20 protein-coding genes are annotated in these 23,886 nt (G+C 71.1%); 9 read left to right on the plus strand and 11 right to left on the minus strand.

The window, feature by feature from the left end; all coding sequences use genetic code 11:
* Positions 1-42: 42 nt before the first annotated feature.
* The 4 genes from M4486_RS03485 to M4486_RS03500 are packed head-to-tail and all read right to left on the minus strand — an operon-like array spanning position 43 to position 3,189.
* Entirely contained in the window at positions 43-459 is a 417-nt protein-coding gene (locus tag M4486_RS03485; protein WP_249479701.1) for a Fur family transcriptional regulator, read from the minus strand.
* Positions 460-479: 20 nt separating this feature from the next.
* Positions 480-1,391 (minus strand): metal ABC transporter permease, encoded by a 912-nt coding sequence (locus M4486_RS03490; RefSeq protein ID WP_249479702.1) that lies wholly within the window; start codon positions 1,389-1,391, stop codon positions 480-482.
* Positions 1,388-2,143 (minus strand): metal ABC transporter ATP-binding protein, encoded by a 756-nt coding sequence (locus tag M4486_RS03495; RefSeq protein WP_249479704.1) that lies wholly within the window; start codon positions 2,141-2,143, stop codon positions 1,388-1,390. Before M4486_RS03495 ends, M4486_RS03490 begins: the two co-directional genes overlap by 4 nt.
* Complete coding sequence (locus M4486_RS03500; RefSeq protein ID WP_249479707.1) at positions 2,140-3,189, minus strand: metal ABC transporter substrate-binding protein; 1,050 nt, start codon at positions 3,187-3,189, stop codon at positions 2,140-2,142. The genes M4486_RS03495 and M4486_RS03500 overlap by 4 nt, the downstream gene beginning before the upstream one ends.
* 309 nt (positions 3,190-3,498) lie before the next feature.
* Here M4486_RS03500 and M4486_RS03505 point away from each other — a divergent pair, with 309 nt between their 5' ends.
* Positions 3,499-4,890: a glycine--tRNA ligase gene (locus tag M4486_RS03505; RefSeq protein ID WP_239202735.1), complete on the plus strand. Its 1,392-nt coding sequence runs from the start codon at positions 3,499-3,501 to the stop codon at positions 4,888-4,890.
* Here M4486_RS03505 and M4486_RS03510 read toward each other — a convergent pair.
* Together M4486_RS03510 and M4486_RS03515 are read right to left on the minus strand one after the other, a co-directional pair.
* Positions 4,844-5,659 (minus strand): potassium channel family protein, encoded by an 816-nt coding sequence (locus M4486_RS03510; RefSeq protein WP_249479709.1) that lies wholly within the window; start codon positions 5,657-5,659, stop codon positions 4,844-4,846. The two genes, M4486_RS03505 and M4486_RS03510, sit on opposite strands and share 47 nt — an antisense overlap.
* The gene (locus M4486_RS03515) at positions 5,656-6,735 is read right to left on the minus strand and encodes an LLM class flavin-dependent oxidoreductase (protein ID WP_249479711.1); all 1,080 of its coding nucleotides are present in this window, start codon (positions 6,733-6,735) and stop codon (positions 5,656-5,658) included. The genes M4486_RS03510 and M4486_RS03515 overlap by 4 nt, the downstream gene beginning before the upstream one ends.
* Before the next feature lie 196 nt (positions 6,736-6,931).
* On the opposite strand from M4486_RS03515, the gene dusB reads away from it, so the two are divergent.
* Genes dusB through dnaG form a run of 3 tightly spaced genes read left to right on the plus strand, consistent with a single transcriptional unit; the run spans position 6,932 to position 11,575 of the window.
* On the plus strand, positions 6,932-8,149 hold the full coding sequence (gene dusB, locus M4486_RS03520; RefSeq protein WP_249479713.1) for a tRNA dihydrouridine synthase DusB: 1,218 nt from the start codon (positions 6,932-6,934) through the stop codon (positions 8,147-8,149).
* Positions 8,150-8,157: 8 nt separating this feature from the next.
* Positions 8,158-9,501, plus strand: a complete 1,344-nt coding sequence (locus tag M4486_RS03525) for a deoxyguanosinetriphosphate triphosphohydrolase (RefSeq protein ID WP_249479715.1) — start codon at positions 8,158-8,160, stop codon at positions 9,499-9,501.
* Positions 9,502-9,556: 55 nt separating this feature from the next.
* Positions 9,557-11,575 carry a DNA primase gene (gene dnaG, locus M4486_RS03530; RefSeq protein WP_249479717.1) on the plus strand — a complete coding sequence of 673 codons (2,019 nt, stop codon included), beginning with the start codon at positions 9,557-9,559 and terminating at the stop codon, positions 11,573-11,575.
* A 22-nt stretch (positions 11,576-11,597) separates the two neighbouring features.
* Here dnaG and M4486_RS03535 read toward each other — a convergent pair whose 3' ends face one another.
* Positions 11,598-12,959 (minus strand): M48 family metallopeptidase, encoded by a 1,362-nt coding sequence (locus tag M4486_RS03535; protein ID WP_249479719.1) that lies wholly within the window; start codon positions 12,957-12,959, stop codon positions 11,598-11,600.
* Positions 12,960-13,086: 127 nt separating this feature from the next.
* Entirely contained in the window at positions 13,087-14,979 is a 1,893-nt protein-coding gene (locus M4486_RS03540) for a S9 family peptidase (protein ID WP_249479721.1), read from the minus strand.
* A gap of 137 nt (positions 14,980-15,116) precedes the next feature.
* Here M4486_RS03540 and M4486_RS03545 point away from each other — a divergent pair, with 137 nt between their 5' ends.
* Positions 15,117-15,863: a MerR family transcriptional regulator gene (locus M4486_RS03545; RefSeq protein WP_249479723.1), complete on the plus strand. Its 747-nt coding sequence runs from the start codon at positions 15,117-15,119 to the stop codon at positions 15,861-15,863.
* Between the two features lie 555 nt (positions 15,864-16,418).
* Here M4486_RS03545 and M4486_RS03550 read toward each other — a convergent pair.
* On the minus strand, positions 16,419-17,813 hold the full coding sequence (locus M4486_RS03550; protein ID WP_249479725.1) for an MFS transporter: 1,395 nt from the start codon (positions 17,811-17,813) through the stop codon (positions 16,419-16,421).
* A 209-nt stretch (positions 17,814-18,022) separates the two neighbouring features.
* Entirely contained in the window at positions 18,023-18,697 is a 675-nt protein-coding gene (locus M4486_RS03555; RefSeq protein WP_249479727.1) for a GntR family transcriptional regulator, read from the minus strand.
* 196 nt (positions 18,698-18,893) lie between these two features.
* Here M4486_RS03555 and M4486_RS03560 point away from each other — a divergent pair, with 196 nt between their 5' ends.
* The 4 genes from M4486_RS03560 to M4486_RS03575 all read left to right on the plus strand — a co-directional run bounded on the left by M4486_RS03560 (position 18,894) and on the right by M4486_RS03575 (position 22,883).
* Positions 18,894-20,024 (plus strand): 4-oxalomesaconate tautomerase, encoded by a 1,131-nt coding sequence (locus M4486_RS03560; RefSeq protein WP_249479729.1) that lies wholly within the window; start codon positions 18,894-18,896, stop codon positions 20,022-20,024.
* Entirely contained in the window at positions 20,021-21,046 is a 1,026-nt protein-coding gene (locus M4486_RS03565) for an amidohydrolase family protein (protein WP_249479731.1), read from the plus strand. The genes M4486_RS03560 and M4486_RS03565 overlap by 4 nt, the downstream gene beginning before the upstream one ends.
* A gap of 58 nt (positions 21,047-21,104) precedes the next feature.
* Complete coding sequence (gene ligK, locus M4486_RS03570) at positions 21,105-21,788, plus strand: 4-carboxy-4-hydroxy-2-oxoadipate aldolase/oxaloacetate decarboxylase (RefSeq protein WP_249481066.1); 684 nt, start codon at positions 21,105-21,107, stop codon at positions 21,786-21,788.
* A gap of 81 nt (positions 21,789-21,869) precedes the next feature.
* Positions 21,870-22,883 carry a VOC family protein gene (locus M4486_RS03575; RefSeq protein WP_249479733.1) on the plus strand — a complete coding sequence of 338 codons (1,014 nt, stop codon included), beginning with the start codon at positions 21,870-21,872 and terminating at the stop codon, positions 22,881-22,883.
* Here M4486_RS03575 and M4486_RS03580 read toward each other — a convergent pair.
* Positions 22,862-23,812 carry a LysR family transcriptional regulator gene (locus M4486_RS03580; protein WP_249479735.1) on the minus strand — a complete coding sequence of 317 codons (951 nt, stop codon included), beginning with the start codon at positions 23,810-23,812 and terminating at the stop codon, positions 22,862-22,864. The genes M4486_RS03575 and M4486_RS03580 overlap by 22 nt on opposite strands.
* Positions 23,813-23,886: the final 74 nt, after the last annotated feature.

Below are 23,886 nucleotides of genomic sequence, written 5' to 3' on the forward strand. Positions count from 1 at the left end.
GCCGGCAGCAGCGGGAGCGAGCCGATCCATTCGAGCACGCCGTCACGCCCCGGAGGCGGGGGAGGCGCCGGACGGGGAGTCCGAGTGCTCGGGGCAGAGCCCGAAGATCTCCATCGTGTGGTCGACCTCGGTGAAGCCGTGCTCGCGGGCCACGCGGCGCGCCCAGTCCTCGACCTGGGGCGCCTGGAACTCGACGGTGCGCCCGCACTCGCGGCACACCAGGTGGTGATGGTGGCCGCTCTCGGCGCACTGGCGGTAGATGGACTCGCCGTCGTCGGTGACGAGCACGTCGACCTGGCCGCCCTGGGACATGGTCTGCAGGTTCCGGTACACGGTGGCCAGGCCCACGGTCTCGCCGTCGGCCCGCATCTGCTCGTGGATCTGCTGCGCGCTGCGGAAGTCGTCCTGACGGCCGAGCGCGTCGAGGATCGCGGTGCGCTGCCTCGTGTTTCGCTGCATGCTCACCATCATCCCAGGACTCAGCCGTCCGCGGGCATCGGTTCGCTCACGCCGGAACGGCTCTCGACCGCGGCCCGGCGCGCGCGCAGGCGCTGGACGATCGGCCGCAGGATCAGGCTCACGGCGTAGCAGGCGATCGTCAGCAGCACGATCACGCCGCCGGGCGGCAGGTCCACGTAGGCGGTGAGCACGAGCCCGCCCAGCGCGCACACCACCGCGATGCCCATCGCGGTGCGCATCGTGCGGGTGAAGCCCACGACCACGCTCTGGGCCGCGGCGACCGGGACGATCATGAGGGCGGAGACCATGAGCGCGCCGACGATCCGCATCGCGAGGGTCACGGTGAGCGCCGCGATCACGGCGATGAGGATGTTCATCGCGCGCACGGGGAGGCCCGAGGCGCGCGCGAACTCCTCGTCGCCCGTCACCGTGTACAGCACGCGGCTCAGCCCGATGCCGATGACCATGACGATCACGGCGAGGACCACCGCGATCACGAGGTCTGTCGCGGTGACCGTCGCGAGCGACCCGAAGAGGTAGCCGACGAGGCTCTGCGAGCCGCCGCCCGCGAGCTGGATGATGACGACGCCGCCCGCGATGCCGCCGTAGAAGAGGATCGCGAGGGCGACGTCGCGGCTGGTGTGCCCGACCTCGCGCACGATCTCGATGACGACCGCGCCGATCACGGAGGCGACGAGCGCGCCGGGGATCGCGAGCAGGTCCTGCGGGGAGGCGCTGATCCAGGCGCCGACGAGCCAGCCGACGGCCACTCCCGTGAGCGCCACGTGCCCGAGTCCGTCGCCGAGCAGGGAGAGGTTCTTCTGGACCAGGTAGGTGCCCACGATCGGGGCGGTGAGGCCGATGAGCACGGCGATGATCAGCGGGTAGCGCATGATGTCGCTGGTCAGCAGGTCCCAGGGGGCGATGGTCATGGGTGGATCTCCTGTCCCAGGCACTCCTCGTGCAGAGCCTGGTGGTCGTGCCCGGGGTCGAACAGCGGGCGATCCTCGGGCGCTCCGTCGTGGACGACGCGGCCGCGGTCCAGGACCACGGCGCGGCGCACGTCCTCGCTCAGCGGGCCGAGCTCGTGCAGCACCACGACGACCGTGGTGCCGCGCTGGGAGAGGCGGCGGAAGATCGCGGCGATCGCGTCCTGCGTCGCGACGTCGACGCCCGAGAACGGCTCGTCGAGCACGAGCAGCTGCGGGGAGCGCACGAGGGCGCGCGCGATCATCACGCGCTGGCGCTGTCCGCCGGACATCTGGGTGATCGGGCGGTCAGCCATCGGGGCGAGGCCGACGTCGGAGAGCAGCGAGTCCACGCGGGGATCGTGCAGGCGCGAGAACCAGCGGCCGGGCCCGAGCAGCCCGGTGGCGACCGTCTCCCGGGCGGTCGCCGGGATCGATCCGCCGCCCGCGGCGAACTGCGGGACGTAGCCGACCTTCGCATGGACCTTCCGGTCCTTCACGGGACGGCCGAAGAGGCTGATCGTGCCGGCGCTCGCGGCCTGGACGCCCACCATCGCGCGCAGCAGCGTCGACTTGCCGGAGCCGTTCGCGCCGAGCAGGCCGACGAGCTCGCCGGGGGCGACCTCGAGGGAGACGTCGTGCAGCACCGGGGTGCCGCCGAGGTCCACGTCCAGGTGCTCGACGGCGACCGCCGGCGTCGCGGGGGAGGGCGTCATGACCAGCTCGCCACGAGCTTGGAGCAGTTCTCGCGCATGACGGCAGGGTAGTCCGCGTCCTCGGAGAGCTGGGTCTCGAGGTTGTCGAGCTCCTCGGCCTCGGCTCCCACGTTGTCGGCGAGGGTCTCGGCGACCTTCGGCGACGCGGTGGTCTCGAAGAACACCGTGGTGACGTGCTGGTCCTCGATGACCTTCTGCAGCTGCAGCAGGCGCTTGGGGGAGGGCTCGACCTCGGGATCGATCCCGGTGATGCCGATCTGCTCGAGCCCGTAGCGCTGGGCGAGGTAGGCGAAGGCGGTGTGGCTGGTGACGAAGGGCTTGTCCCCCTTCACGGCGTCGAACTCCTTCTTCAGCTCAGCGTCGAGGTCCTCGAGTGCCTTGCGGGCGCTCGCGCCGTTCTCCCGGAACGTGGAGGCGTTGTCCGGATCGGCCTTCGCCAGGTGCTCGCCGATGGCCTCGGCGACCTTCCCGAGGCGCACGGGGTCGTTCCAGAAGTGCGGGTCGAGGGCGCCGTGGTCGTGGTCCTCGTGCCCGCCCTCGTCGGACGCCCCGTCCTCGCCCTCCTCGCCGCCGTGGGCGTGCTCGTCCTCCTCGCCGCTGCCCGAGAGCATGGTGACGACGGTGGACACGTCGAGCGTCGCGTCCGAGAGGTCCTTCGAGGAGATCGCGTCGTCGAGGGAGGCCTGGAAGTCCGGGATCTGGAGGATCAGCGTCGCCTCCTGGACCTGCGCGACCTGGGCGACGGACAGCTCGAGGTCGTGCGGGTCGACGCCGGGCTGGGCGAGGCTCACGACCTCGGCGAGGTCACCGGCGACCTGCTGCGCGGCATACGTGAGGCCGTAGCAGCCCGTGATGATGACGGGCTTCCCCGAGGAGCCGGAGGTCCCCCCGCATGCGCTCAGCGCGAGGCCGGCCGCGCCGATGCCCGCGAGGCCCAGCAGCGATCGTCGCGTGGTCGTCGCGGGCCGCGCGAGGACGGACGCCGCGGCGGCGCCGGACGGGTGGGCGGACGAGGAGCGGCGGGGGGAGCGGGGCGTGGCGAACATGAGAGTGATTATCAGAGTTGAGCTCGCTCGAGTGCAAGCTCGCGGTGTGCGAGGAGCCGCGGGATGTGGCGCGCATCGCGCCCCGTCGGCCGCCGGAGGATCAGGCTCCCCAGCGGCGCGCCGTGGCGCTCCGGCCGCGCGGCGCCGCCGGGCCCGTTCGTCGATATGCTGGACGCTCGTCCTGGCGCTCCGCCCGCCGTCGCGGCCCACGCCGCACCTGGATCCGTCGCACCCCTTCGCGTCCTCGCGAGGGGCCGGCGCCAGCGGCCACCGCGGAGCGCCCCACCGCCGCATCGCAGGAGTCACACCGTGGCCAAGGCCCCCGCCAGCACCCTGGACAACGTCATCGCCCTCGCCAAGAAGCGCGGGTTCGTGTTCCCCTCGGGCGACATCTACGGCGGCACCCGCTCCGCCTGGGACTACGGTCCCCTCGGCGTCGAGCTCAAGGAGAACATCCGCAAGCAGTGGTGGCGCACCTTCGTGCAGGGCCGTGAGGACATGGTCGGCCTGGACTCGGCCATCATCCTGCCCACGCGCGTGTGGGAGGCGTCCGAGCACGTCAAGACCTTCACCGATCCGCTCGTGGAGTGCCGCAGCTGCCACAGCCGGTTCCGCGAGGACCATCTCCTCGAGGCCTTCGAGGAGAAGAAGGGCCGCGCCCCCGAGGGCGGGCTGGCCGAGGTGCCCTGCCCGAACTGCGGCACGCGTGGCGAGTACACCGAGCCGCAGCAGTTCTCGGGGCTCATGAAGACCTACCTGGGCGCCGTCGACAACGAGTCCGGGCTGCACTACCTGCGGCCCGAGACCGCGCAGGGCATCTTCGTGAACTTCCTGAACGTGGTGACCGCCGCGCGCCAGAAGCCGCCCTTCGGCATCGGTCAGGTCGGCAAGGCCTTCCGCAACGAGATCACCCCCGGCAACTTCATCTTCCGCACCCGCGAGTTCGAGCAGATGGAGATCGAGTTCTTCACCCCGCCCGAGCAGGCCCAGGAGTGGTTCGACCGCTGGGTCGAGGACTGCTGGAACTGGTTCGTGGATCTGGGCATCGATCCCGACCACATGCGCCGCTTCGACGTGCCCGAGGCGGACCGCGCCCACTACTCGGACGGCACCATCGACATCGAGTACAGCTTCGGCTTCCAGGGCGGGCAGTGGGGCGAGCTCATGGGCATCGCCAACCGCACGGACTTCGACCTGGGGCGCCACACCGAGGTCTCCGGCACCAAGATGCAGTACTTCGACCAGGCCTCGGGCGAGCGGTACACCCCGTACGTGATCGAGCCCAGCTTCGGTCTCACGCGCTCGATGATGGCCTTCCTCGTCGACGCCTATCGCGAGGACGAGGCACCCAACACCAAGGGCGGCGTCGACACCCGCACCGTGCTGGGCCTCGACCCGCGCCTGGCGCCCGTCAAGGTCGCGGTGCTGCCGCTGTCCAAGAGCGAGGACCTGGTGCCGCGCGCCCGCGCCCTGGCCGACGAGCTGCGCCCGCTGTGGAACGTCGAGATGGACGTCTCGCAGGCGATCGGCCGCCGCTACCGCCGCCAGGACGAGATCGGCACGCCCTTCTGCATCACCGTCGACTTCGACACCGCCGAGGACCAGGCCGTGACCATCCGCGAGCGCGACTCGATGGAGCAGACCCGCGTGGCCCTCACCGAGGTGAAGGGCTACCTGGCGCAGCGTCTGATCGGGGCCTGACGGAGGGCCGGTCGTCGTCGGACGGGGGCTGCGGGGCGTCGTGCCCCGTGGTTCCCGTTCCGGCGGGAGCGTCCGACTTCGCGGGTGCTCCCGGCTCCGCGGGCGCCGGGGTGCGGACCTGGCCGATGAGCCAGCTGGCGAAGGTCGCGGTGATGACGCCGACGAGGGCGATCCCGCAGATCATGAGGCCGACGGCGATCAGGCGACCCGGCAGCGTCACCGGTGTGTAATCGCCGTAGCCGACGGTCGTGATGGTCGCGATCGCCCACCAGAGCGAATCGCCGATGGTCTCGATGTTCCCTCCGGGCGCGCCGCGTTCGACGTCGAGCACCCCGACGGCGGCCACCCACGTCACCAGAGACGACGCGCCGACCACGTAGGTGACCACGCGCCCGCGCACGAGGGCGCCCGCGTGCCGCTGCAGCAGCACCACCAGCGAGATGAACCGGGCCAGGCGCAGCATCGCGAGGCCCGGGAAGACCACCAGCGCGAGGTCGAGCGGATGGCGCACGATCCAGCGCAGGCGGTGCTGCGCGAGGACGAGGCTGACCACGTAGTCGACGGCGAAGGCCGCCCACACGACCCACGTGATCCCGTTCAGCAGATGGCGCACGAGCCCATCCGGCTGCGCGATCACCTGCACGGAATAGGACGCGAGGAACAGCAGCGAGACCGAGAGCAGCGGCCATCGCGTCGTCCTCTCCCAGCGGATCGCCTTCTGCCCGCGGGTCGCCCTCGTGCCGTGCGCGGCCTGGCCCGGCCGACTCACGCCCATGCCTGCCGCAGCGGCGGCGCCACCTGCTCGGCGAAGACGGTGGTGATCCGGCGGACCACGTCGTAGGGGTGGCCGAAGGGGAGCGCGAGGATCGCCTCGTCGGCCGCCTGCAGGGCGACGTCGTCGGCGAGGAAGCGCGCGACCTCCTCGGGGGAGTCCGCGACCACGCGTCCGAAGGCTGCGTGTCGCCCGCCGATCAGCGCGGTGCCCTCGCGCATCGCCGCCTGCCGCTCCCGGTCCCGCTCGATGAGGTGCGCGAAGTCGTCCAGATCCGACCGCCGCGTGACCGGAAGGACCTGCCGGCTCGCCGAGACGTGCCCCTCGCCGTGGCCGGCCGTCCGGCTCGCGGCGCGGTAGGCCTCGATCAGCTCCCTCTGCAGCTCCTCGAAGGAGCGGCCGGAGCCGTCGGCCGGTTGCAGCGTCGAGACCTGCAGACCGATCCCGAGACGGCCCGCCCTCTCGGCGCTCGCGATCGAGCCGGCGCCGTAGGCGATGCGCGAGCGCAGGCCGGGGGCCTGCGGGCGCACGCGCAGGGGTGTGCCGGCGTCCTCGGTCTCGAAGAACTCGTCGGCGGTCGCGACCACCTCGCCGTCGACGAAGGCGAGCAGGTCCTCGAGCACCTGGTCCACCCGTGCGCGCACGTCGCCGTCGACCGCGCCGAACGCGCGCTCGTTCACGGCGTCCTGCTTCGCGTACCCCGACCCCACGCCCAGGCGCAGGCGGCCGCCGGCGAGGAGGTCGGTGGTCGCGGCGTCCTCGGCGAGGCGGCCCGCCTGCTCGAAGCGCAGAGGGATCAGAGCCGTCCCGAGCGCCATGGTGCGCGTGCGCTGAGCGGCCGCGGCCAGGAAGGGGAGCGGCGCGGACAGGAAGTCCTGGAGATGGCGGTGCCGGACGTACCCCGCGTCGATCCCCATGCCCTCGGCCCGCTCGAAGAGATCGAGCCCGTCGTCGAGCCCCTGGGAGCGTGCGCCCGCCGTGCTCGTGTGGTCGATGCCCGTGTGGTCGACGAAGGCGAGGAAGCCCAGGCTCCGCGGCCGTTGGCGATCGGGGGAGTGCGTCTCGTGGGTCATCGGTCCTCCGTCGGGAAGTCTGGTGGGGCCGCGGGAACATGCTGCTCGACTCTCACCTGGGGCATAGCCGCATCGTAGGCGCGCAGGTCCACTCACGGGCGGATGCCCTCACACGGGTCCTCCCCACAGTCCTCCGATGCACATCACCCTCGCCGGGCCTCCCGGTGCGGCACAGGGGATGGGACAATCGGCGGTGATGACCACCCTCGACGCCCCCACCGCACCGAGCTCCCCGGCGTCCCCGACCGCGGAGCCGCAGCGGCGCACCCTCACCATCGGCCCGCACACCGTCGACACGCCCGTCGTGCTCGCGCCGATGGCCGGCATCACGAACATGGCCTTCCGCCTTCTGTGCCGCGAGTTCGGCGCGCTGCACTCGGAGGACGACGGCGGGCTGTTCGTCTCAGAGATGGTGACCTCCCGCGCCCTCGTCGAGGATCACGCGGAGTCATGGCGCCTGGTCACGATGGGGGAGCGCGAGACGCCGCGCTCGGTCCAGCTCTACGGCGTGGACCCGACGACCGTGCGCCGCGCGGTCGAGATGCTCGTCGAGCGCGACCGCGCCGACCACATCGACCTGAACTTCGGCTGCCCCGTCCCCAAGGTAACGCGCCGCGGCGGGGGCGGCATCCTGCCGTGGAAGACCGAGCTGTTCACGCGCATCGTCCGCGGCGCGGTCGAGGCCGCCGGGGACGTCCCGGTGACCGTGAAGACCCGCATGGGCATCGACGAGGACCATCTGACGTACCGCGACGCCGGCCTGATCGCCCAGGAGGTCGGCGCGTCCGCGATCGCGCTGCACGGCCGCACCGTCGTCCAGCACTACAGCGGGCAGGCGCACTGGGAGGCGATCGCTGACCTCAAGCAGCTGGTCACCGACATCCCCGTGCTGGGCAACGGCGACATCTGGTCGGCCGAGGACGCCCTGCGCATGGTCGAGGAGACCGGCGCCGACGGGGTCGTCGTCGGCCGCGGCTGCCAGGGACGTCCGTGGCTGTTCGCCGATCTCGCCGCCGGCTTCGCGGGCCGTCCCGAGCGCATCCGCCCCACCCTCGGCGACGTCGCCCGCACCATGCGCCGCCACGGTGAGCTCCTCGTGGAGTTCTTCGAGGACGAGGGCCGCGGCATGCGCGACCTGCGCAAGCACGTCGCCTGGTACTTCAAGGGCTACCCCGTCGGCGGCGAGATGCGGCACCGGCTGGCGACCATGGAGTCGCTCGCCGATCTCGACGCGAAGCTCGCCGAGCTGGATCTCGACTCGCTCTACCCCGGGGTCGACGCCGAGGGGCCCCGCGGCCGCGCCGGCACCCCCAAGCGAGCGGTCTGCCCCGAGGGATGGATGGAGTCCCGGGAGCTGAGCGACGAGCACCGGGCCCGCCTCCACGAGGCCGAGCTGGACACCTCGGGAGGATGAGCGCCCGCATGGAGCACCTGACGCAGCGGGGCACCTCCGCGGACTCCCCGCTGGTCGCCCTCCCGCCGGGGTACACGATCTCCGACCAGGAGCGCTGGGGCGAGGAGCCTCCCAAGTCGCACACGCGCACGCCGTTCCAGAGGGACCGCGCGCGCGTCCTGCACTCCTCGGCGCTGCGACGCCTCGGTGCGAAGACCCAGGTCCTGGGCGCCGGCGCCAATGACTTCGTGCGCACCCGCCTCACCCACTCGCTCGAGGTCGCCCAGGTGGGCCGCGACATCGGCGCTGCCCTCGGCTGCGATCCCGACGTGGTCGACGCCGCCTGCCTCTCGCACGACCTCGGCCATCCGCCGTTCGGCCACAACGGCGAGAAGGTGCTCGACGAGCTCGCGTCCGGCATCGGCGGCTTCGAGGGCAACGCGCAGACCCTGCGTCTGCTCACGCGCCTCGAGCCCAAGCTCATCGGGGCCGACCGCCCCTTCGGGCTGAACCTCACCCGCGCCACGGTCGACGCCGCGGTCAAGTACCCGTGGCGCCGCGGCGAAGGACCGGACCCCGCCTCCTCGAAGTTCGGCGTCTACCCCGATGACCAGGGCGTCTTCGACTGGGCGCGCGACGGCGCTCCGGGCATCCGCAAGTGCTCCGAGGCGCAGGTCATGGACATCAGCGACGACATCGCCTACTCGGTGCACGACATCGAGGACTCGGTGACCGGCGGCGCCCTCGACCTCGCGCTCCTCGCGGACCCGATGGAGCGCGCCGCCGCGCTGTACGTCGTCCAGGACTGGTACACGCCGACCGACCCGATCGACGTGCTCGACGCGGCCCTCGCCCGGCTCGAGGACCAGCCCTGGTGGGTGCTGCGCTACACCGGCTCGATGCGGGACGCCGCCGCGCTCAAGGACATGGCCAGCCAGCTCATCGGCCGCTTCACCCACGCCGTCGTCGAGGCGACGCGCGAGCGCCACGGCGAGGGCCCGATCGCGCGCTTCGCCGGGGAGGTCGTCGTCCCCGAGGAGACGCGGCTGGAGATCTCGGTGCTCAAGGGGCTCGCCGCCGCCTACGTCATGAGCTCCGCGGCCCAGCGGCCGGTCTACGCGCAGCAGGAGCAGATCCTCCGCGACCTGTACGCGCACCTCTGGAACACCGGCAGCGTGCATCTCAGCCCGATCTTCTCCGAGCTCTGGGAGGATGCCCAGGACGACGCCGGGAGAGCGCGCGTGGTCATCGACCAGATCGCCTCGTTCACCGACGTCACCGCGCGTCGCCTGCACGAGGCGCTCTACCGCGGCGGCACCACGCACGTGACCGCCGCGGACACGCCGCTCCCGGGCCTCGGCTCGGACCTGTAGCGGCGGGAGCGCCCGCAGCACCACGAGAAGGACCGAAGGAGGGGACGAGGAGCCGATGAGCCAGGGCAGGATCCGCCGCGAGGACGTCGAGAAGGTCCGGGGCACCGCGCGCCTGGACGAGGTCATCGGCGAGCACGTCACCCTGCGCAGCGGCGGCATCGGCTCGATGAAGGGCCTGTGCCCCTTCCACGACGAGAAGACGCCCAGCTTCAACGTGCGTCCACAGCTGGGCCACTGGCACTGCTTCGGCTGCGGGGAGGGCGGCGACGTCATCTCCTTCGTGCAGAAGATCGACAACCTCAGCTTCGTCGAGGCCGTGGAGATGCTCGCGGGCCGCTACGGCGTCGAGCTGCACTACGAGGACATCGGCCGCGGCGGCGGCGATCGCCCCGACTTCGGCACCCGCCAGCGCCTGCTGGATGCCCACGCGATCGCCGAGGAGTACTTCCGCGAGCAGCTCGCGACCGCGAGCGCGCAGGTGGGCAGGCGCTTCCTCGCCGAGCGCGGCTTCGACCGCGACGCCGCCGAGCGCTTCGGCGTCGGCTTCGCCCCGGAGGGCTGGGACAGCCTGCTGGGGCATCTGCGCGGACGCGGCTTCACCGAGCCCGAGCTCACCGCGAGCGGCCTGGTCTCCCAGGGCCAGCGCGGGGTCTACGACCGCTTCCGCGGCCGGCTCGTCTGGCCCATCCGCGACGTCACCGGCAAGACCATCGGCTTCGGCGCCCGCCGGCTGCTCGAGAGCGACCAGGGCCCCAAGTACCTCAACACGCCCGAGTCCCCGATCTACCACAAGTCCCAGGTGCTCTACGGGCTCGACCTCGCCCGCAAGGAGATCTCCTCCCAGCACCGCGTGGTCGTCGTCGAGGGGTACACCGACGTGATGGCCGCGCACCTCGCGGGCGTGACCACGGCCGTCGCGAGCTGCGGCACCGCCTTCGGCGCCGACCACGTGAAGGTGGTGCGCCGCATCATGGGGGACACGAACCCCTCGGCCGGACTGCGCCTGAACGCCGACGGTCGCGGGCTCGGCGGCGAGGTGATCTTCACCTTCGACGGCGACGCCGCCGGTCAGAAGGCGGCGCTGCGCGCCTTCGAGGAGGACCAGCGCTTCGTCGCCCAGACCTTCGTGGCGGTCGAGCCCGGCGGCATGGATCCCTGCGAGCTGCGGATCGCCCAGGGCGATGCGGCGGTGCGCGATCTGGTGGACGCCCGCAAGCCGCTCTTCGAGTTCGCCATCCGCTCCGTCCTCGCCCAGGTCGACCTCGACACCGTCGAGGGCCAGGTCTCCGGGCTCCGGATGGCCGCGCCGGTGATCGCCCGCATCCGCGACCGCGCCATGCGCCCCGAGTACGCCCGGCGCCTGGCCGGCTGGCTCGGGATGGACGAGCGCACGGTGCTGCGCGCGGTCCACGACGCCGCCCGCACCGCCCCGCAGCAGGGCAGGCACGCCGAGCGTCCGGGGGAGTCAGCGCCCCAGGGCGGAGCCGGACAGGGCACCGGCGGCCAGGGTTCCTCGGCCGACGGGGCCCGCACGGGCGCCGACGATGCCGCGACCGGCATCCCGATCATGCGCCTCGCGGACGTCGTCAACCGCCGGGACCCCGTCGGCCAGGTCGAGCTGCAGTCGCTCGCCGTGATGCTGCAGGTGCCGCGGATGCTCGACGTCGAGCGCGTCGGCTCCCTGCCCGACGACTCCTTCCACGTCCCGGCCCTGCAGGGGGTCTGGGACGTGATCCTGGCGACCGGCACGCTGCTCGACGCGGTCGAGGGCACGCTCGAGGCGGCCCGGTTCATCGATCAGGTGCTCGAGATCGCGGGGGAGACGGTGCGCCCGCTCATCATCGAGATCGCCAACGTCGAGCTCCCCGCGCGCGACGAGCAGGATCTCCAGCGCCTCGCGACCTCGCTGCTGGACAGGCTCACCGAGCTCTCGATCACCCGCGAGTTCTCCGTGCTGCGCCAGCGGCTGCAGCGCACCGATGCCGGTGCGGACCCCGAGGAGTACCAGCGCATCCTCGGCCAGCTCACCGCCGCCCAGGAACGCCGACGGGCCCTGCACTCGCACGACGAGTGAGGGCCCGAGGGACGGGAGCCGATCAGATGACGGGCGAGGCCGTCTGCACCTCCCGCACGCTCGGCTGCCGGGCGTAGTCGACGCCGGGGAAGCGCCCGAACTGGTCGGTGCGGCCGGAGGCGTGCTGCGCCTCGGCCCGCTCGAGCAGGGAGAGGGCCTGGTCGGGCGTCGGGTATCGGTCGCTGAACGAGCTCCCCGCGGGCAGGACCGGCGGGTACCAGGCGCCCGCGCCGGCGCCGAACAGCCCGGGGCGGAACCACAGGTGGCCCGGTCGGGTGCGGTCGCGCAGCGCATGGGCGCGCCAGGTGTTGATCGGGTGGCTCGCCTGCCAGTTGGCGATGTGCAGCCAGAGCCCCTTCTCGGTCGCGGCGCGGTCGGCGAGCTCGTTGACGTTGACGTCGGCATTGAGGTATTTGCCGGCACCCAGCACGGCCATCACGCCCGGGGCGCCCTGCGGGCAGAAGGCGTAGCCGAAGTTGTCCGCCGTGTACTCCTGCGTCCGCGAGTACGCGGCGCCCAGGAGGGGGATCTGCGCCAGGAGATTGCTGAACAGCAGACGGAAGTACGACACGTGGCCCGCGGCCAGGTGACCCACCTCGTGCCCGATCACGAACCGCAGGGCCTCCGGGTCGCGCACGGCGCCGCCGACCTCGAACATGTCCGAGTAGACGACCACGAAGCGACGGAAGCCGTGGCCGGAGGCGAAGGCGTTGATCAGACCGTTGCCAAGGACCACGTAGGCATCGGGTACGCGCCGCAGACCGTGGTGGGCGGCCGCCTCGGCCACCATGCGGTAGCCCTCGGGGAACTGGGTGGGCGACATCCGGATGCCCGCGGCGCGCTGCTGCGCGTACAGCAGTGCGCGGGAGATCCAGAGGATGAGCGGCAGCAGCATCACGATCGCGAACAGCTGGATCACGAGGGAGCCGAAGGGACCCGTCTGCAGGTCCAGGAGCGTCGGCCCCTCCCCGCGGATCGCGTTGACGATGCTCATCACCACGAGGATCGTCCACAGCAGGTAGGCGCTGAGGGTCACGACGATGCCCACGATCAGCAGCGGGATCTCCCACGGGTGGCGGATGCCCCGCTGGCCGAGGATCCCGTGCGTCGTCGCGCCGTTGACGAGGTTCGGCGCGGACGGTCCGCCGGGCGATGCGCCGCCACCGGGACCGAAGCCTCCGCCCGACGGCGGACCACCAGGGAGGCCAGGGCCGCCGGGCGTTCCCGGGCCGCCCGGCGAACCGGGGCCGCCGGGGGATCCGGGACCGCCGGGGTACCCGGGCGCGCCCGGCGAGCCGGAACCGCCCGCGAAGGGCGGTTCACCGGCTGAGGCGGGGTCGCCGGCGGACGGCTGCCCCTGCGGGGAGGACGGGGGATACGTCATGGAGGGCTCCTCGGAGGTCGACGGTGCGATCACACGGTAGCGCTCGGAACGTTCCATGCGACATCGACCTCGGTCGATGACCGGTCTGCCCTCGTCGGAGGCCGAGCGGCCCTGCAGGGGGTCGCCGTCACAGATGGGTCGCGAAGTGCTCCGCGATCGCGTGCTGAAGGCGGATCCGGTTCTCCGGGTTGCCGAACCCATGCCCCTCGTCGTCGGCCAGCAGATAGCGCACCGCGACGCCGCGTTCGCGCAGTGAGGCGACGATCGTGTCGGACTCGGTGCGCTGGACCCGGGCGTCGTTCGCGCCGTGGGCGATCAGCAGGGGCGTGCTGATCCGGTCGACGTGGGTGAGCGGCGAGCGGGCGCGCATCTCCGCCTCCTGCGCCGCGTCCTCGGGGTCGCCGACGTAGGTGAGCCAGTTGCTGCGCAGGTAGGGGCGGCTCACCGGCGGCAGGCTCCGCAGGAAGCTCGCGAGGTCGGCGATGCCGACGATGTCCACGGCCGCGGAGAAGCGCTCCGGGGTGAAGGCGGCACCGACCAGTGCCGCGTAGCCGCCGTAGGAGCCGCCGAGGATGCCCAGGCGGTCAGGGTCTGCGATCCCCTGTGCGACCGCCCAGTCCACCGCGTCGAGGAGGTCGTCGTGCATCGCCCCGGCGAACTCGCCGACCGCGGCGAGGGTGTGGCGCCTGCCGTACCCGGAGGAGCCGCGGAAGTTCACCTGCAGCACCGCATACCCGCGGCTCGCCAGGAACTGGGACTGGGGGCTGAAGCCCCAGCTGTCGTGCACCCACGGCCCGCCGTGCACCTCGAGCACGAGGGGCAGGTCCCGCGGCGGGCGTCCGGGCGGCAGGGTGAGGAAGCCGTCCAGAGGCAGACCGTCGCGGGCGGTGAGCGAGACGGGCTCCATGGGGGCGAGATCCTGCGGGTCCAGGTGCGGCGAGGAAGGGGAGAGTCGGCGGCTCTCACCGGTCGTGCGGTCGTGGAACCAGGCCACGTCCGGCTCCCGGTCGTGGAGGAAGGTCGCCACCCAGCGCTGGCCCGAGAGATCCGAGGACAGCGCCCCCAGAACGCCGTCGGACAGTGCGGACAGCGCCGCATGCACCTCGACGAAGCCGGGATCGATCACCACGATCCGGGGCCTGGGGCCCGTGAAGCGGGCCGCGAGGATCTCGCCGCTGCGGCGGTCGGTGTACAGCGTCGGCGGCAGCGCCCCGGGAGCCAGCACGCTGAGGATGTCGAGGCTCCAGCCCTCGACGGCGGCGAGCACGCGGATCTCCCCGGTCGCGCGGTCCACGCGCACCAGCTGCAGGTCGTCGCCCTCGAGGTAGCTGCCGAGCACGAGCCCGGTGCCGTCGGGCGTCGACTGCTGGATCTCGACCCCCATCGGGTGGTCCGCGCCCCCGACCCGCAGCAGAGCACGGTGCTCCCCGGAGACCGGATCGATCGCGGAGAACTGCGTGTCGCCCTCGTCGGTGACGCGGGCGAGGAACGCCGGGGTGCCCTCGCCGTCCAGGAGCAGGTCCTGCCCGCGGCCGGGCTGTTCATGGTGGAGGGCGGTCTCGCCGGAGGCCACATCGATCAGGAACGTGTCGAGCGCGGCGGGACGGCGGTTCATCGTGGCGAGCACCGTGGCGGAACGGGACCGCAGCGGCTCCGCGGCGAAGACTCGCGATCCCGGGGCCAGCGGGGTGAGGTCGACGGCCGGGGCGCTGGGGGAGCGCAGATCGACCCGGAACAGGTGCCAGTCCTCGTTCCCGTCGGTGTCCTGGAGGTACAGCAGCCAGCGCGGGTCCTCGCAGAAGAAGAACGTGGAGATGCCGCGCCGTTCGTCATGGGTCACGCAGCGGGCGTCCTCATGGCCCTCGTCGATCCCGCGCACCCAGATGTTGCGCCGTCCGTGCGCGGGGGCGAGATAGGCGAGCAGGGCGCCGTCCGGAGAGATCATCGGGCTCGAGAACTCCGGATCGGCGAAGAGCTCCTCGGCCTCGAGCGGGCGCGGTCGGTGCGGAATGCTGGTCATACGGGATTCTCCTCCGGGTGGCGGGCTCGGACGGACCATCAGAGACCGTGCCCTCAGGGCACGGTCAAGCCGTGTCTTCCCCATCGCCGCCCGGTCCGCGAGGATGGGGGAATGGTCGCGTCGACGAGGAGCTCCCGATGACCTGGAGCACGCGCAGGCTCGCGGAACTGGCCGGCACCACGGTGAAGAGCGTGCGCCACTACCATGCCGTGGGTCTGCTCGAGGAGCCCGGCAGGGCGGCGAACGGGTACAAGCAGTACGGCACGTCCCACCTGGTGCGCCTGCTGCAGATCACTCGGCTGCGGAAGCTGGGGATGTCCCTCGCCGACATCGCGGAGGCCGGGGAGTCCGACGCGAGCTACGTCGAGGCGGTGCAGGCGCTCGACGCCCGACTCGCCGACTCGATCGCGCGTCAGCAGGCCGTCCGCGCAGAGCTGGCGGACCTGATGGTCCACTCCGCCGGACCGGACGTGCCGGCCGGCTTCGAGGGCGTCGCCGACAGCCTCACCGCCGCGGACCGCGCGATGATCACGATCAGCGGCGCGCTCCATGACGACTCGGGAATGCGCGAGCTGCACAGCATCGTCGCGGATCATCAGGAGGCCGACGAGGACTTCAACGCGCTCGCGCCCGATGCGGACGACGACACCGTGAGCGCCGTGGCGGCGCAGATGGCCACGGTTCTGCGGGCCATCCACGAGCGCTACCCGAGCACGCTGACGCCGCCGACCGCCGTCGGGAACCGCGAGCAGGCCGTGAGGGAGGCGCTGAACCAGGCCGTCACGGACCTCTACAACCCCGCGCAGCTCGAGGTGCTGCGCCGGGCCTATCGCCGCGCGCGTGAGGACGCCGAGCACGGGATGCGCAGGGCGGACCACGATTGATCGACGGGGACGTCGGCCCGGGCCCGTCCTCGGGTCCGATGATCGCGGTTGACCTGGGAGGCGGCACGGCGGTCACGGCGGCGCCATCGTCGCGCACGGCCACCGCCTCGATCCCGTCGATCCGTCATCCTCGGCGCCATGCGCGAAGGAGAAGCTCCTCCCGCCCGCCTCGGCGAGCTGCCGACGCCGGGTGCGGGAGATGGCGGAGCGATCGACCGGAGATCAGTCGTCGCTGTTCGAGATGGAGACCGTACGGCTCCCTGGTAGGCCAGGCGGGGCTTGAACCCGCGACCGACGGAGTACCGACCAGTCCCGGGTGTACTGCCTGGTGAGAGCCGCAAGGATGTCACGTGACCTGCGACGACGACCCCAGGGGTGTAAGTCAAGTTCAGGAAGGTTCACGACGAGTAACGGTGCTTCCCTTCCAAAGTCGTACTTAACTCGTACCTGCTCCGTATCGCCCACAGCGTCACCACCTCGGCCTCGTCGGATCTTTACAGCCCTGGCTCGAAGCCGACTCGGGCATAGCAGGCGACCGGCGGGACATCCTAGATCTCAGTCGTGGCGGTCATGGGGTGCTCGCGAGGCAGAAGTCGAGCTGTAGGGGCCGCGCGATCGTCCGCGGAGCACCGTGAGTACAGTGAGCAGGAAGGCCGTGGACAGGAGCGCGAAGGCGGCGAACGCCGCGAACCCCCATCGCTCGAGGCCGAGGGCGAAGAGCTGGCCGCCCATCCACGGACCGAAGACGGCCCCGAAGCGACCGATGCCCGTCGTCCAGCCGATGGCCGTGGCGCGGATGCGGGTGGGGAAGACATGGGCGACGGAGGCGTAGACCATGGTCTGCGCGCTGAACAGGAAGACGCCGGAGACGAATACGACGAGGTAGGCCGCGGCGGTCGGGAGCCGCACCCCGAGCAGGAACACCGCGACGGCGGTCATGAGGAACCAGAACATCGCCACGCGGACGGGCCCGAGGCGGTCGGCCAGAGGGCCCGCGATGAGCAGCCCGACGATCCCCCCGAGGTTGACGACCAGGAGGAAAGCGAGCGAGGACCCGAGCGCGAAGCCCTCCGCACCCATCAGGGAAGGCAACCAGGTGCTGACGCCGTAGACCAGGAGCAGCCCTCCGAACGACGCCCCCCAGAACAGCAGTGTCAGACCGATGGTGTCGGGCCGGAACAGCGCTGCGAGTCCGCCGCGCCTCCCGGTCGCGCTGCTCCGCCGCTCCGCATTCGCCGTACGGGCGCTGCTCGTGGAGCGGGGAAGCGGGACTCCCAGGCGAGCGGCGGTCCGGCGGGCGTCCTCGACACGGCCCTTGGCCAGAAGGAAGGCGAGGGACTCGGGCAGCAGGGCGAGGATGAGCGGGACGGCGAGGACGAGCGGAGCAACGCCGACCCAATAGAGCGAGCGCCACCCCCAGGCCGGGAGCATCGTGATGCCCAGGATCGCTGCAACGATCCCGCCCGTCTGATGAGCGGTCATCAGTGCTGCGATCAGCAGGTTCCGTGATCCGTCCGGGGCGTACTCCGAGACCATGGCGATCGCGGTGGGGAGGAGCCCGCCCAGTCCGACCCCTGCCACGGTCCGCGCGATCCCGAAGACCGCAGCGCTCGGTGCGAGGGCGCACACCGCAGAGGCCAGGGAGAACACGAGAGCGCAGGCGATCATGCCGCGCCGTCGTCCGATGGCGTCCGTCACCAGTCCCGCAGCCAACGCGCCGACGAGCATTCCGAGGGTCGCCCCGGATCCGATCAGGCCCGCCAGGGAGGCGCTCATCTCAAGAGAGGGATCGCTGGTCATCGAGGGGATCGTCGCCCCGTACATGAAGGTGTCGACCCCGTCGAACAGTACGACGAGCCATGACAGCGCCAGCACGACGAACGCGGCCCGGCGGTGCGACGTCGATCCTGCCGACGCCTCCGACGCGCGGTGGAGTGCTCCGGTGCCCACTGTGCCTCCTTCATGAGGCGTTCTCGTGTCGACGAGCAGGAGCACGGGAGGCTCCCTGGAGAACTCGCTGCAGCACGGAGCCCGGCCGCCGGGCGGACCGCGCGGGGCTCCGCTGGGCGGGATCGGGCTCCGGTGCCCGACGGTCACGAGTGAATCAGCGCGGCTCGACGATTGTCAACAATCGCGTTGACAATTTTGTGAACGCTCCGTCATTCCGTGTCTGCGATCGCTTCGGCGACACTCGCCAGATGAGCCCGCATCGCTGCAGCGGCAGCCTCGGGCTTCCGGGAGCAGACGGCCTCGATGATGGCGAGGTGCTGGGGCAGGGAGACGCTGGGGCGCCCGGGCTGCGCCGCGAGACGGAACTGGAACCGAACGGCCTGGCCGCGGAGTCGTCGAATGGTCTCGGCGGCCGTGTGCTGCTCACTGATCTCGATGATCAGAGCGTGGAGTCGTGCATTGCCTGCGGAGTACTCCGCGAGGTCGCCCTGCCGGACGGCGTCATCCATCCTCGTCCCGAGCTCGCGCAGCTGCGCGACCTGGGAGTCGGTGACCCGCTCGGCGGCCTTGCTCGCGCAGAGGGACTCGAGCGCCCCGCGGACCTCCGTGATCTCGATGGCCTCGGAGACCGAGACCGCTCGTACCCGTGCGCCGCGGTGGGGCATCCGCTCGACGAGCCCTTCGACGGCGAGCTCGGACAGCGCGATGCGCACGTTCCCCCTCGAAGCGCCGTACTGCTGCGAGAGGTCTGCCTCCACCAGGCGCTGCTCGGGAACCATGCGCCCGGAGGTGATCGCCTCTCGCAGCAGGGCTGCGAGCTCGCCGCCGGATGGTCCTGCGCCGCTCTTCTCTCGGCTCTCTCGCGTGCGGGCCGACGCAGCCATGGATGGGCTCCTGAGGTTCGGGGGAAATGGTGCGGCCAGGGTAGCCGCTCGCTTCCGGGATCGATCGCCTGCGGCCGCCGGAAGCGGCGTCGGACGGAGGCGCCAGAGCGTGCCCGTGATTGTCAACAATATTGTCAACATATAGTGTTCGAGCAGCAGCCCTTCCGTACGGGACTGCCGACGAGGAGGTGGATCGATGAGCAGGCAGACTGCCGTCCCGAGCCGTCTGATGCGAGGTGGGACGTCCCGCGGGCCGTTCTTCCGCGCCGAGGATCTTCCTCGCGATGTCCGAACGCGTGATCGGGTCCTGCTCTCGGTCCTCGGCAGTCCGCACCCTCTCCAGGTCGACGGCATCGGCGGTGGGCATCCCCTGACCAGCAAAGCCGGCATCGTCGAACCGTCGAGCGTCCCCGGCGTGGATCTCGACTTCACCTTCGCGCAGATGCAACCGGATTCGGACGTCGTCCAGACAACGGCCAACTGCGGGAACATGCTCGCCGCGGTGCTGCCCTTCGCGATCGAGACGGGAATGATCCGTCCCGAGCACGACACCACCTCGCGGGTCGTCCGCACCGTGAACACCGGGCTCGTGGTGCAGGCGGAGGTCCGCACGCCGCGAGACCGGAACGGGGAGCGCTACGTCGAGTACGAGGGCGACTGCGCCATCGACGGCGCCCCGGGCAGCGGAAGCCCCGTCTTCCTGACCTTCCTCGACACGGCAGGGTCCGTGGCCCCCTCGCTCCTGCCCACGGGGAACCTCGTCGACGACCTGACCATCGGACACGGGGAGTCGTTCCGTGCGACCCTCATCGACAACGGGCAGCCCCTCGTGCTCCTGGACGCCCGTGACCTGGGCATCGAGGGCACGGAGGATCCTGCTCGCCTCGGGGCGGACCGCGGGCTGCGCACCACTCTGGAGTCGCTGCGGATACGCGCGGGGGAGCTGATGGGACTGGGCGATGTCAGCGCCGCGAACTACCCCAAGATGACCCTCCTCTCGGCCCCTCGGTCGGGCGGTGCCGTCGCCACGCGCAGCTTCATCCCGCACACGGTCCACACATCGATCGGAGTGCTCGCCGCGCTCACCGTCGCGACCGCCGCGTGCATGCCGGGCAGCGTGGCCGCGGAGCTCGGCCGGCCCGGCAGCGGGGTCCGCCGTCGACTGGCCATCGAGCACCCGAGCGGAGCGCTCGAGATCGACATGCGGATGTCTGACGAGGGGACGGTCGAGGCGGTCGGGATCACGCGCACGGCGCGCACGCTGATGGCGGGAACCGTTGAGGTCCCTGGGCAAGTCTGGGACGGAACGCAGGGAGAGAGCCGATGATCATCGACTGCCATGGACATTTCACGACGGCGCCGGAGTCGCTGGGAGGCTGGCGGGAGGCGCAGAAGGCCTCGCTGCGCGGGGGACCCGCGCCCGCGATCGACGGGCCGAAGATCTCCGACGACGAGCTGCGCGAGGCGGTCGAGCCCCAACAGCTGAGGCTGATGGACGAGCGCGGTATCGATCTGACGCTGATCTCGCCGCGCGCCTCGTTCATGGAGCACCACGTCGGTGATCTGAGGACGTCCCGGGACTGGGCCAGGATCTGCAACGATCTGTGCGCCCGCCTGGCCGGCCTGTATCCCGACCGGTTCGCGCCCGTCGCGATGCTGCCGCAGTCGCCCGGTGCCGATCCGGCGACGTCCATCCCCGAACTGGAGCGCTGCGTCGAGGAGCACGACGTGGTGGGCGTGAACCTCAATCCCGACCCCTCGGGCGGGCATTGGACGTCCCCACCGCTCACGGACCCCTCCTGGTACCCGCTCTACGAGTCGATGATCGAGCACGGACTGCCGGCCATGGTCCACGTCTCCACCTCCGTGAACCCCGCGTTCCACACCACGGGTGCCCACTACCTCAACGCCGACACCACTGCGGTCATGCAGCTGATCCAAGGGGACCTGTTCACGCGCTATCCCGACCTGCAGCTGGTCGTCCCGCACGGCGGAGGAGCCGCCCCGTACCACTGGGGGCGCCTCCGTGGTCTCGCGATGGCCCTCGACAAGCCGCCGCTGGAAGAGCATCTGCTGCGCAACGTCCACTTCGACACCTGCGTCTACCACCAGCCGGGGATCGACGAGCTGCTGCGCGTCATCCCCAGCCGGAACATCCTGTTCGCCTCGGAGATGATCGGCGCCGTGCGCAGCATCGACCCCACCACAGGCCACGCGTTCGATGACACGCTGCGGTACCTCGACGCCGCCTCGATCACCTCCGAGGAGCGCGCAGCGATCCGAGAGGGCAACGCCCGTCGGGTCTATCCGCGTCTCGAGCGGCGGATCGCCCGGGCGACCGCCGCCTGAGCGCCCCTCCATGCCCCGTGCCGAGGGGCTCATGACTGCAACACGAGAGAAGGCAAGCATGTTCGACCTGGGCGTCGTCCACACCACGATCCAGCGACCGCAGCCGGAGGACCTCGATCGCCTCCGAGCCTTCGGTGTCGCGACCATCCACGAGGCGATGGGGAGGGTGGGGCTGATGCGGCCCTACATCCGACCCGTCTATCCGAGCGCCCGCCTGTGCGGAGCGGCCGTCACAGTGCTCCTCCAACCAGGAGACAACTGGATGCTGCACGTCGCCGCCGAACAGGTGCGCCCGGGTGACGTCGTCGTGGCCGGCTGCACGACCGAGAGCGAGGACGGCTTCTTCGGCGAACTGCTGGCCACCTCGCTGCGGGCACGCGGTGCCACGGGTCTCGTCATCGACGGCGGCTGCAGGGACACTCTCGAGCTCGAGCAGATGGACTTCCCTGTCTTCTCCCGCGCGATCAGTGCCAAGGGCACCGTGAAGGCGACGCTGGGCTCCGTCAACGTGCCCGTGGTCTGCGCCAACGCCCTGATACACCCCGGGGATGCGGTCGTCGGCGACCGCGACGGCGTCGTGGTGGTGCCGCGCGACCGCGTGCAGGCGGTGGTCGAGGCCGCGCAGCGTCGAGAGGACAACGAGGCCGCGAAGCGCGAAAAGTTCGCGGAGGGCCGGCTCGGGCTGGACCTCTACTCCATGCGGGACACCCTGGACGCAGCCGGTCTGACCTATGTCGACTGACCGGCAGAAGCGCAGGGGCCGACGTCATCACCCCATTCACCACCGTCCGGCACCGACGCCGGGGATGCAGAGAGGACCAGCATGACCTCGACCGAGAACTTCGACCTGTCGCACCTGGGCGCCGTCGAGCTGTTGACCCCCGACTTCGAGGGGAGCCTGCACTTCTTCCGTGATCTTCTCGCGATGCGCGAGGTCGCCCGGATCGGCGATTCGGCGTACCTGCGCTGCTGGGACGAGTACCAGCTCTACTCGATCAAGCTCACCGCCTCGGCGAACAACGGAGTGGGCCGCACGCTCTACCGCACCTCGAGCCCCGAGGCCCTCGAGCGACGGATCCGGGCGATCGAGGACGCCGGCCTGGGGCACGGGTGGCGTGAGCCCGAGGTGGGAGTGGGGCCGTCCTACGAGTTCGAGGACCCCGATGGTCATCTGATGGCGATCTACTTCGCCGCCGAGCGCTACACCGCCGACGAGGAGGACCGTCCCGCTCTCAAGAACCAGGCCTCGGCCTTCCCCGGGCGCGGCGTCAATGCCCGCCGTCTCGACCACATCAACTACCTGGCGTCGGACGTCACGGCCGCCGGGGAGTTCTGGCGCGATGTCATGAGAGCTCGGGAGTCCGAGCGGGTCCGGCTGGACGAGGGCGGCTATGCCGCCTGGTGGTTCCGTTTCCAGCAGAAGTCCTACGACGTCGTCTACTCCGACGACTGGACCGGCCGACGGGGACGGTTTCACCATCTGGCCTTCGCACCGGACACCCGGGAGGACATCCTGAAGGCTGCGGACATCTTCCTCGAGAACGGGATCCACATCGAGTACGGGCCCTACAAGCACGCGATCAACCAGACGTTCTTCCTGTACGTCTGGGAGCCCGGCGGCAACCGCATCGAGTTCGCCAACGCGGGCGCGCGTCTCGTCATGGACCCGGACTGGCCGGTCGTCGAATGGTCGGAGGCCGAGCGCGCCCGAGGCCAGGCATGGGGGATGAAGACGGTCGCGACCTTCCACACGCACGGCACGCCGTTCGTGGAGGACCAGGAGGAGATCGACCGCGCCGCGATCGAAGGGCGCCCCTATCGGCCCTCGGACGACTGAGGTCGCGCGTCGGCGCGGATCGCCTCGAAGCGCTCCTGCGAGCTGACGACGGCACGCACAGTGGTCTCGTAGAACCAGTCGAGAGCGCCCTGGCTCTGCGAGGTCCCGCGTCGGCACACGTGCAGTCGCACGGGAGGGACGTCGATCGGAAGGTCCCGGATCGCGAACCCCAGGCTCGACCGCCAGCCTTCGGCGATGGAGCGGGGTACGAAGGCGAGCAGCTCCGGCTGCGCCATCAGGAGACCGGGGAGCGCCGCGAAGCGCTGCACGTAGGCAGCGGGCCGTTCATAGGCATCGCCCCGCCGCAATGCCGAGTCGAGATGAGCGGCTCCGGAGTCGCCCATCACCGCCGCATGCGGTGACCTGCGGCAGTCCTCGACGGTCAGGGGCGCCGATGCCAGGGGATGGGCGTCGACCATGACCACCGCGTAGTCCTGATCCTTGACGCGGGTGCTGATCACGTCCTCGATGTCGTCCGCAGGCGCGATCGCGACGTCGACGTGGCCACGCCGGAGCCATTCGCCCAGCTGCTCCTGGTCGAGGGCGACGGACTCGACGACGATCTCCGGTGCGACGCGTCGCACCTCGGCGACGATCGCCCCCATCCATCCGATCTCCCCCAGCTCCGAGAGTGCGACGCGGAAGGTCCTCCGGGAGGTGGTGGGGTCGAAGTCGCGCACACGGCTCAGGGCGGCGTCGACATGGTCGAGCGCCTGCCGCAGATCCCCGTAGGCGTCGAGGGCGACCGGAGTCGGTGACATCTGCCCCGCTCGCCGCTCGAACAGCGGGTCGCCGAAGTGGACCCGCAGCCGCCGCAGGGACTGGCTCACCGCCGACTGCGTGACGAACAGGCGCTGTGCCGCACTCGTGAGGCTCCGGGTCTCGAACACGGCGACGAAGACGCGCATCAGGTTCAGGTCGACAGCCAACGTTCTCCCACCCCCGCTCCCGACGCAGCGCCGGATTACTCATCGGACTATTAGCAGGAGTCATCTTACGGCCC

Source organism: Brachybacterium kimchii, from assembly GCF_023373525.1.
GTDB classification, from domain to species: Bacteria; Actinomycetota; Actinomycetes; order Actinomycetales; family Dermabacteraceae; genus Brachybacterium; species Brachybacterium kimchii.

Excerpts from the sequence above, each read along its gene's own strand:
- M4486_RS03485 (WP_249479701.1), bottom strand. The coding sequence starts at position 459 with ATGCAGCGAAACACGAGGCAGCGCACCGCGATCCTCGACGCGCTCGGC.
- M4486_RS03490 (WP_249479702.1), bottom strand. The coding sequence starts at position 1,391 with ATGACCATCGCCCCCTGGGACCTGCTGACCAGCGACATCATGCGCTAC.
- M4486_RS03495 (WP_249479704.1), bottom strand. The coding sequence starts at position 2,143 with ATGACGCCCTCCCCCGCGACGCCGGCGGTCGCCGTCGAGCACCTGGAC.
- M4486_RS03500 (WP_249479707.1), bottom strand. The coding sequence starts at position 3,189 with ATGTTCGCCACGCCCCGCTCCCCCCGCCGCTCCTCGTCCGCCCACCCG.
- M4486_RS03515 (WP_249479711.1), bottom strand. The coding sequence starts at position 6,735 with ATGACCCACGAGACGCACTCCCCCGATCGCCAACGGCCGCGGAGCCTG.
- dusB (WP_249479713.1), top strand. The coding sequence starts at position 6,932 with ATGACCACCCTCGACGCCCCCACCGCACCGAGCTCCCCGGCGTCCCCG.
- M4486_RS03525 (WP_249479715.1), top strand. The coding sequence starts at position 8,158 with ATGGAGCACCTGACGCAGCGGGGCACCTCCGCGGACTCCCCGCTGGTC.
- dnaG (WP_249479717.1), top strand. The coding sequence starts at position 9,557 with ATGAGCCAGGGCAGGATCCGCCGCGAGGACGTCGAGAAGGTCCGGGGC.
- M4486_RS03535 (WP_249479719.1), bottom strand. The coding sequence starts at position 12,959 with ATGACGTATCCCCCGTCCTCCCCGCAGGGGCAGCCGTCCGCCGGCGAC.
- M4486_RS03540 (WP_249479721.1), bottom strand. The coding sequence starts at position 14,979 with ATGACCAGCATTCCGCACCGACCGCGCCCGCTCGAGGCCGAGGAGCTC.
- M4486_RS03545 (WP_249479723.1), top strand. The coding sequence starts at position 15,117 with ATGACCTGGAGCACGCGCAGGCTCGCGGAACTGGCCGGCACCACGGTG.
- M4486_RS03555 (WP_249479727.1), bottom strand. The coding sequence starts at position 18,697 with ATGGCTGCGTCGGCCCGCACGCGAGAGAGCCGAGAGAAGAGCGGCGCA.
- M4486_RS03560 (WP_249479729.1), top strand. The coding sequence starts at position 18,894 with ATGAGCAGGCAGACTGCCGTCCCGAGCCGTCTGATGCGAGGTGGGACG.
- M4486_RS03565 (WP_249479731.1), top strand. The coding sequence starts at position 20,021 with ATGATCATCGACTGCCATGGACATTTCACGACGGCGCCGGAGTCGCTG.
- ligK (WP_249481066.1), top strand. The coding sequence starts at position 21,105 with ATGTTCGACCTGGGCGTCGTCCACACCACGATCCAGCGACCGCAGCCG.
- M4486_RS03575 (WP_249479733.1), top strand. The coding sequence starts at position 21,870 with ATGACCTCGACCGAGAACTTCGACCTGTCGCACCTGGGCGCCGTCGAG.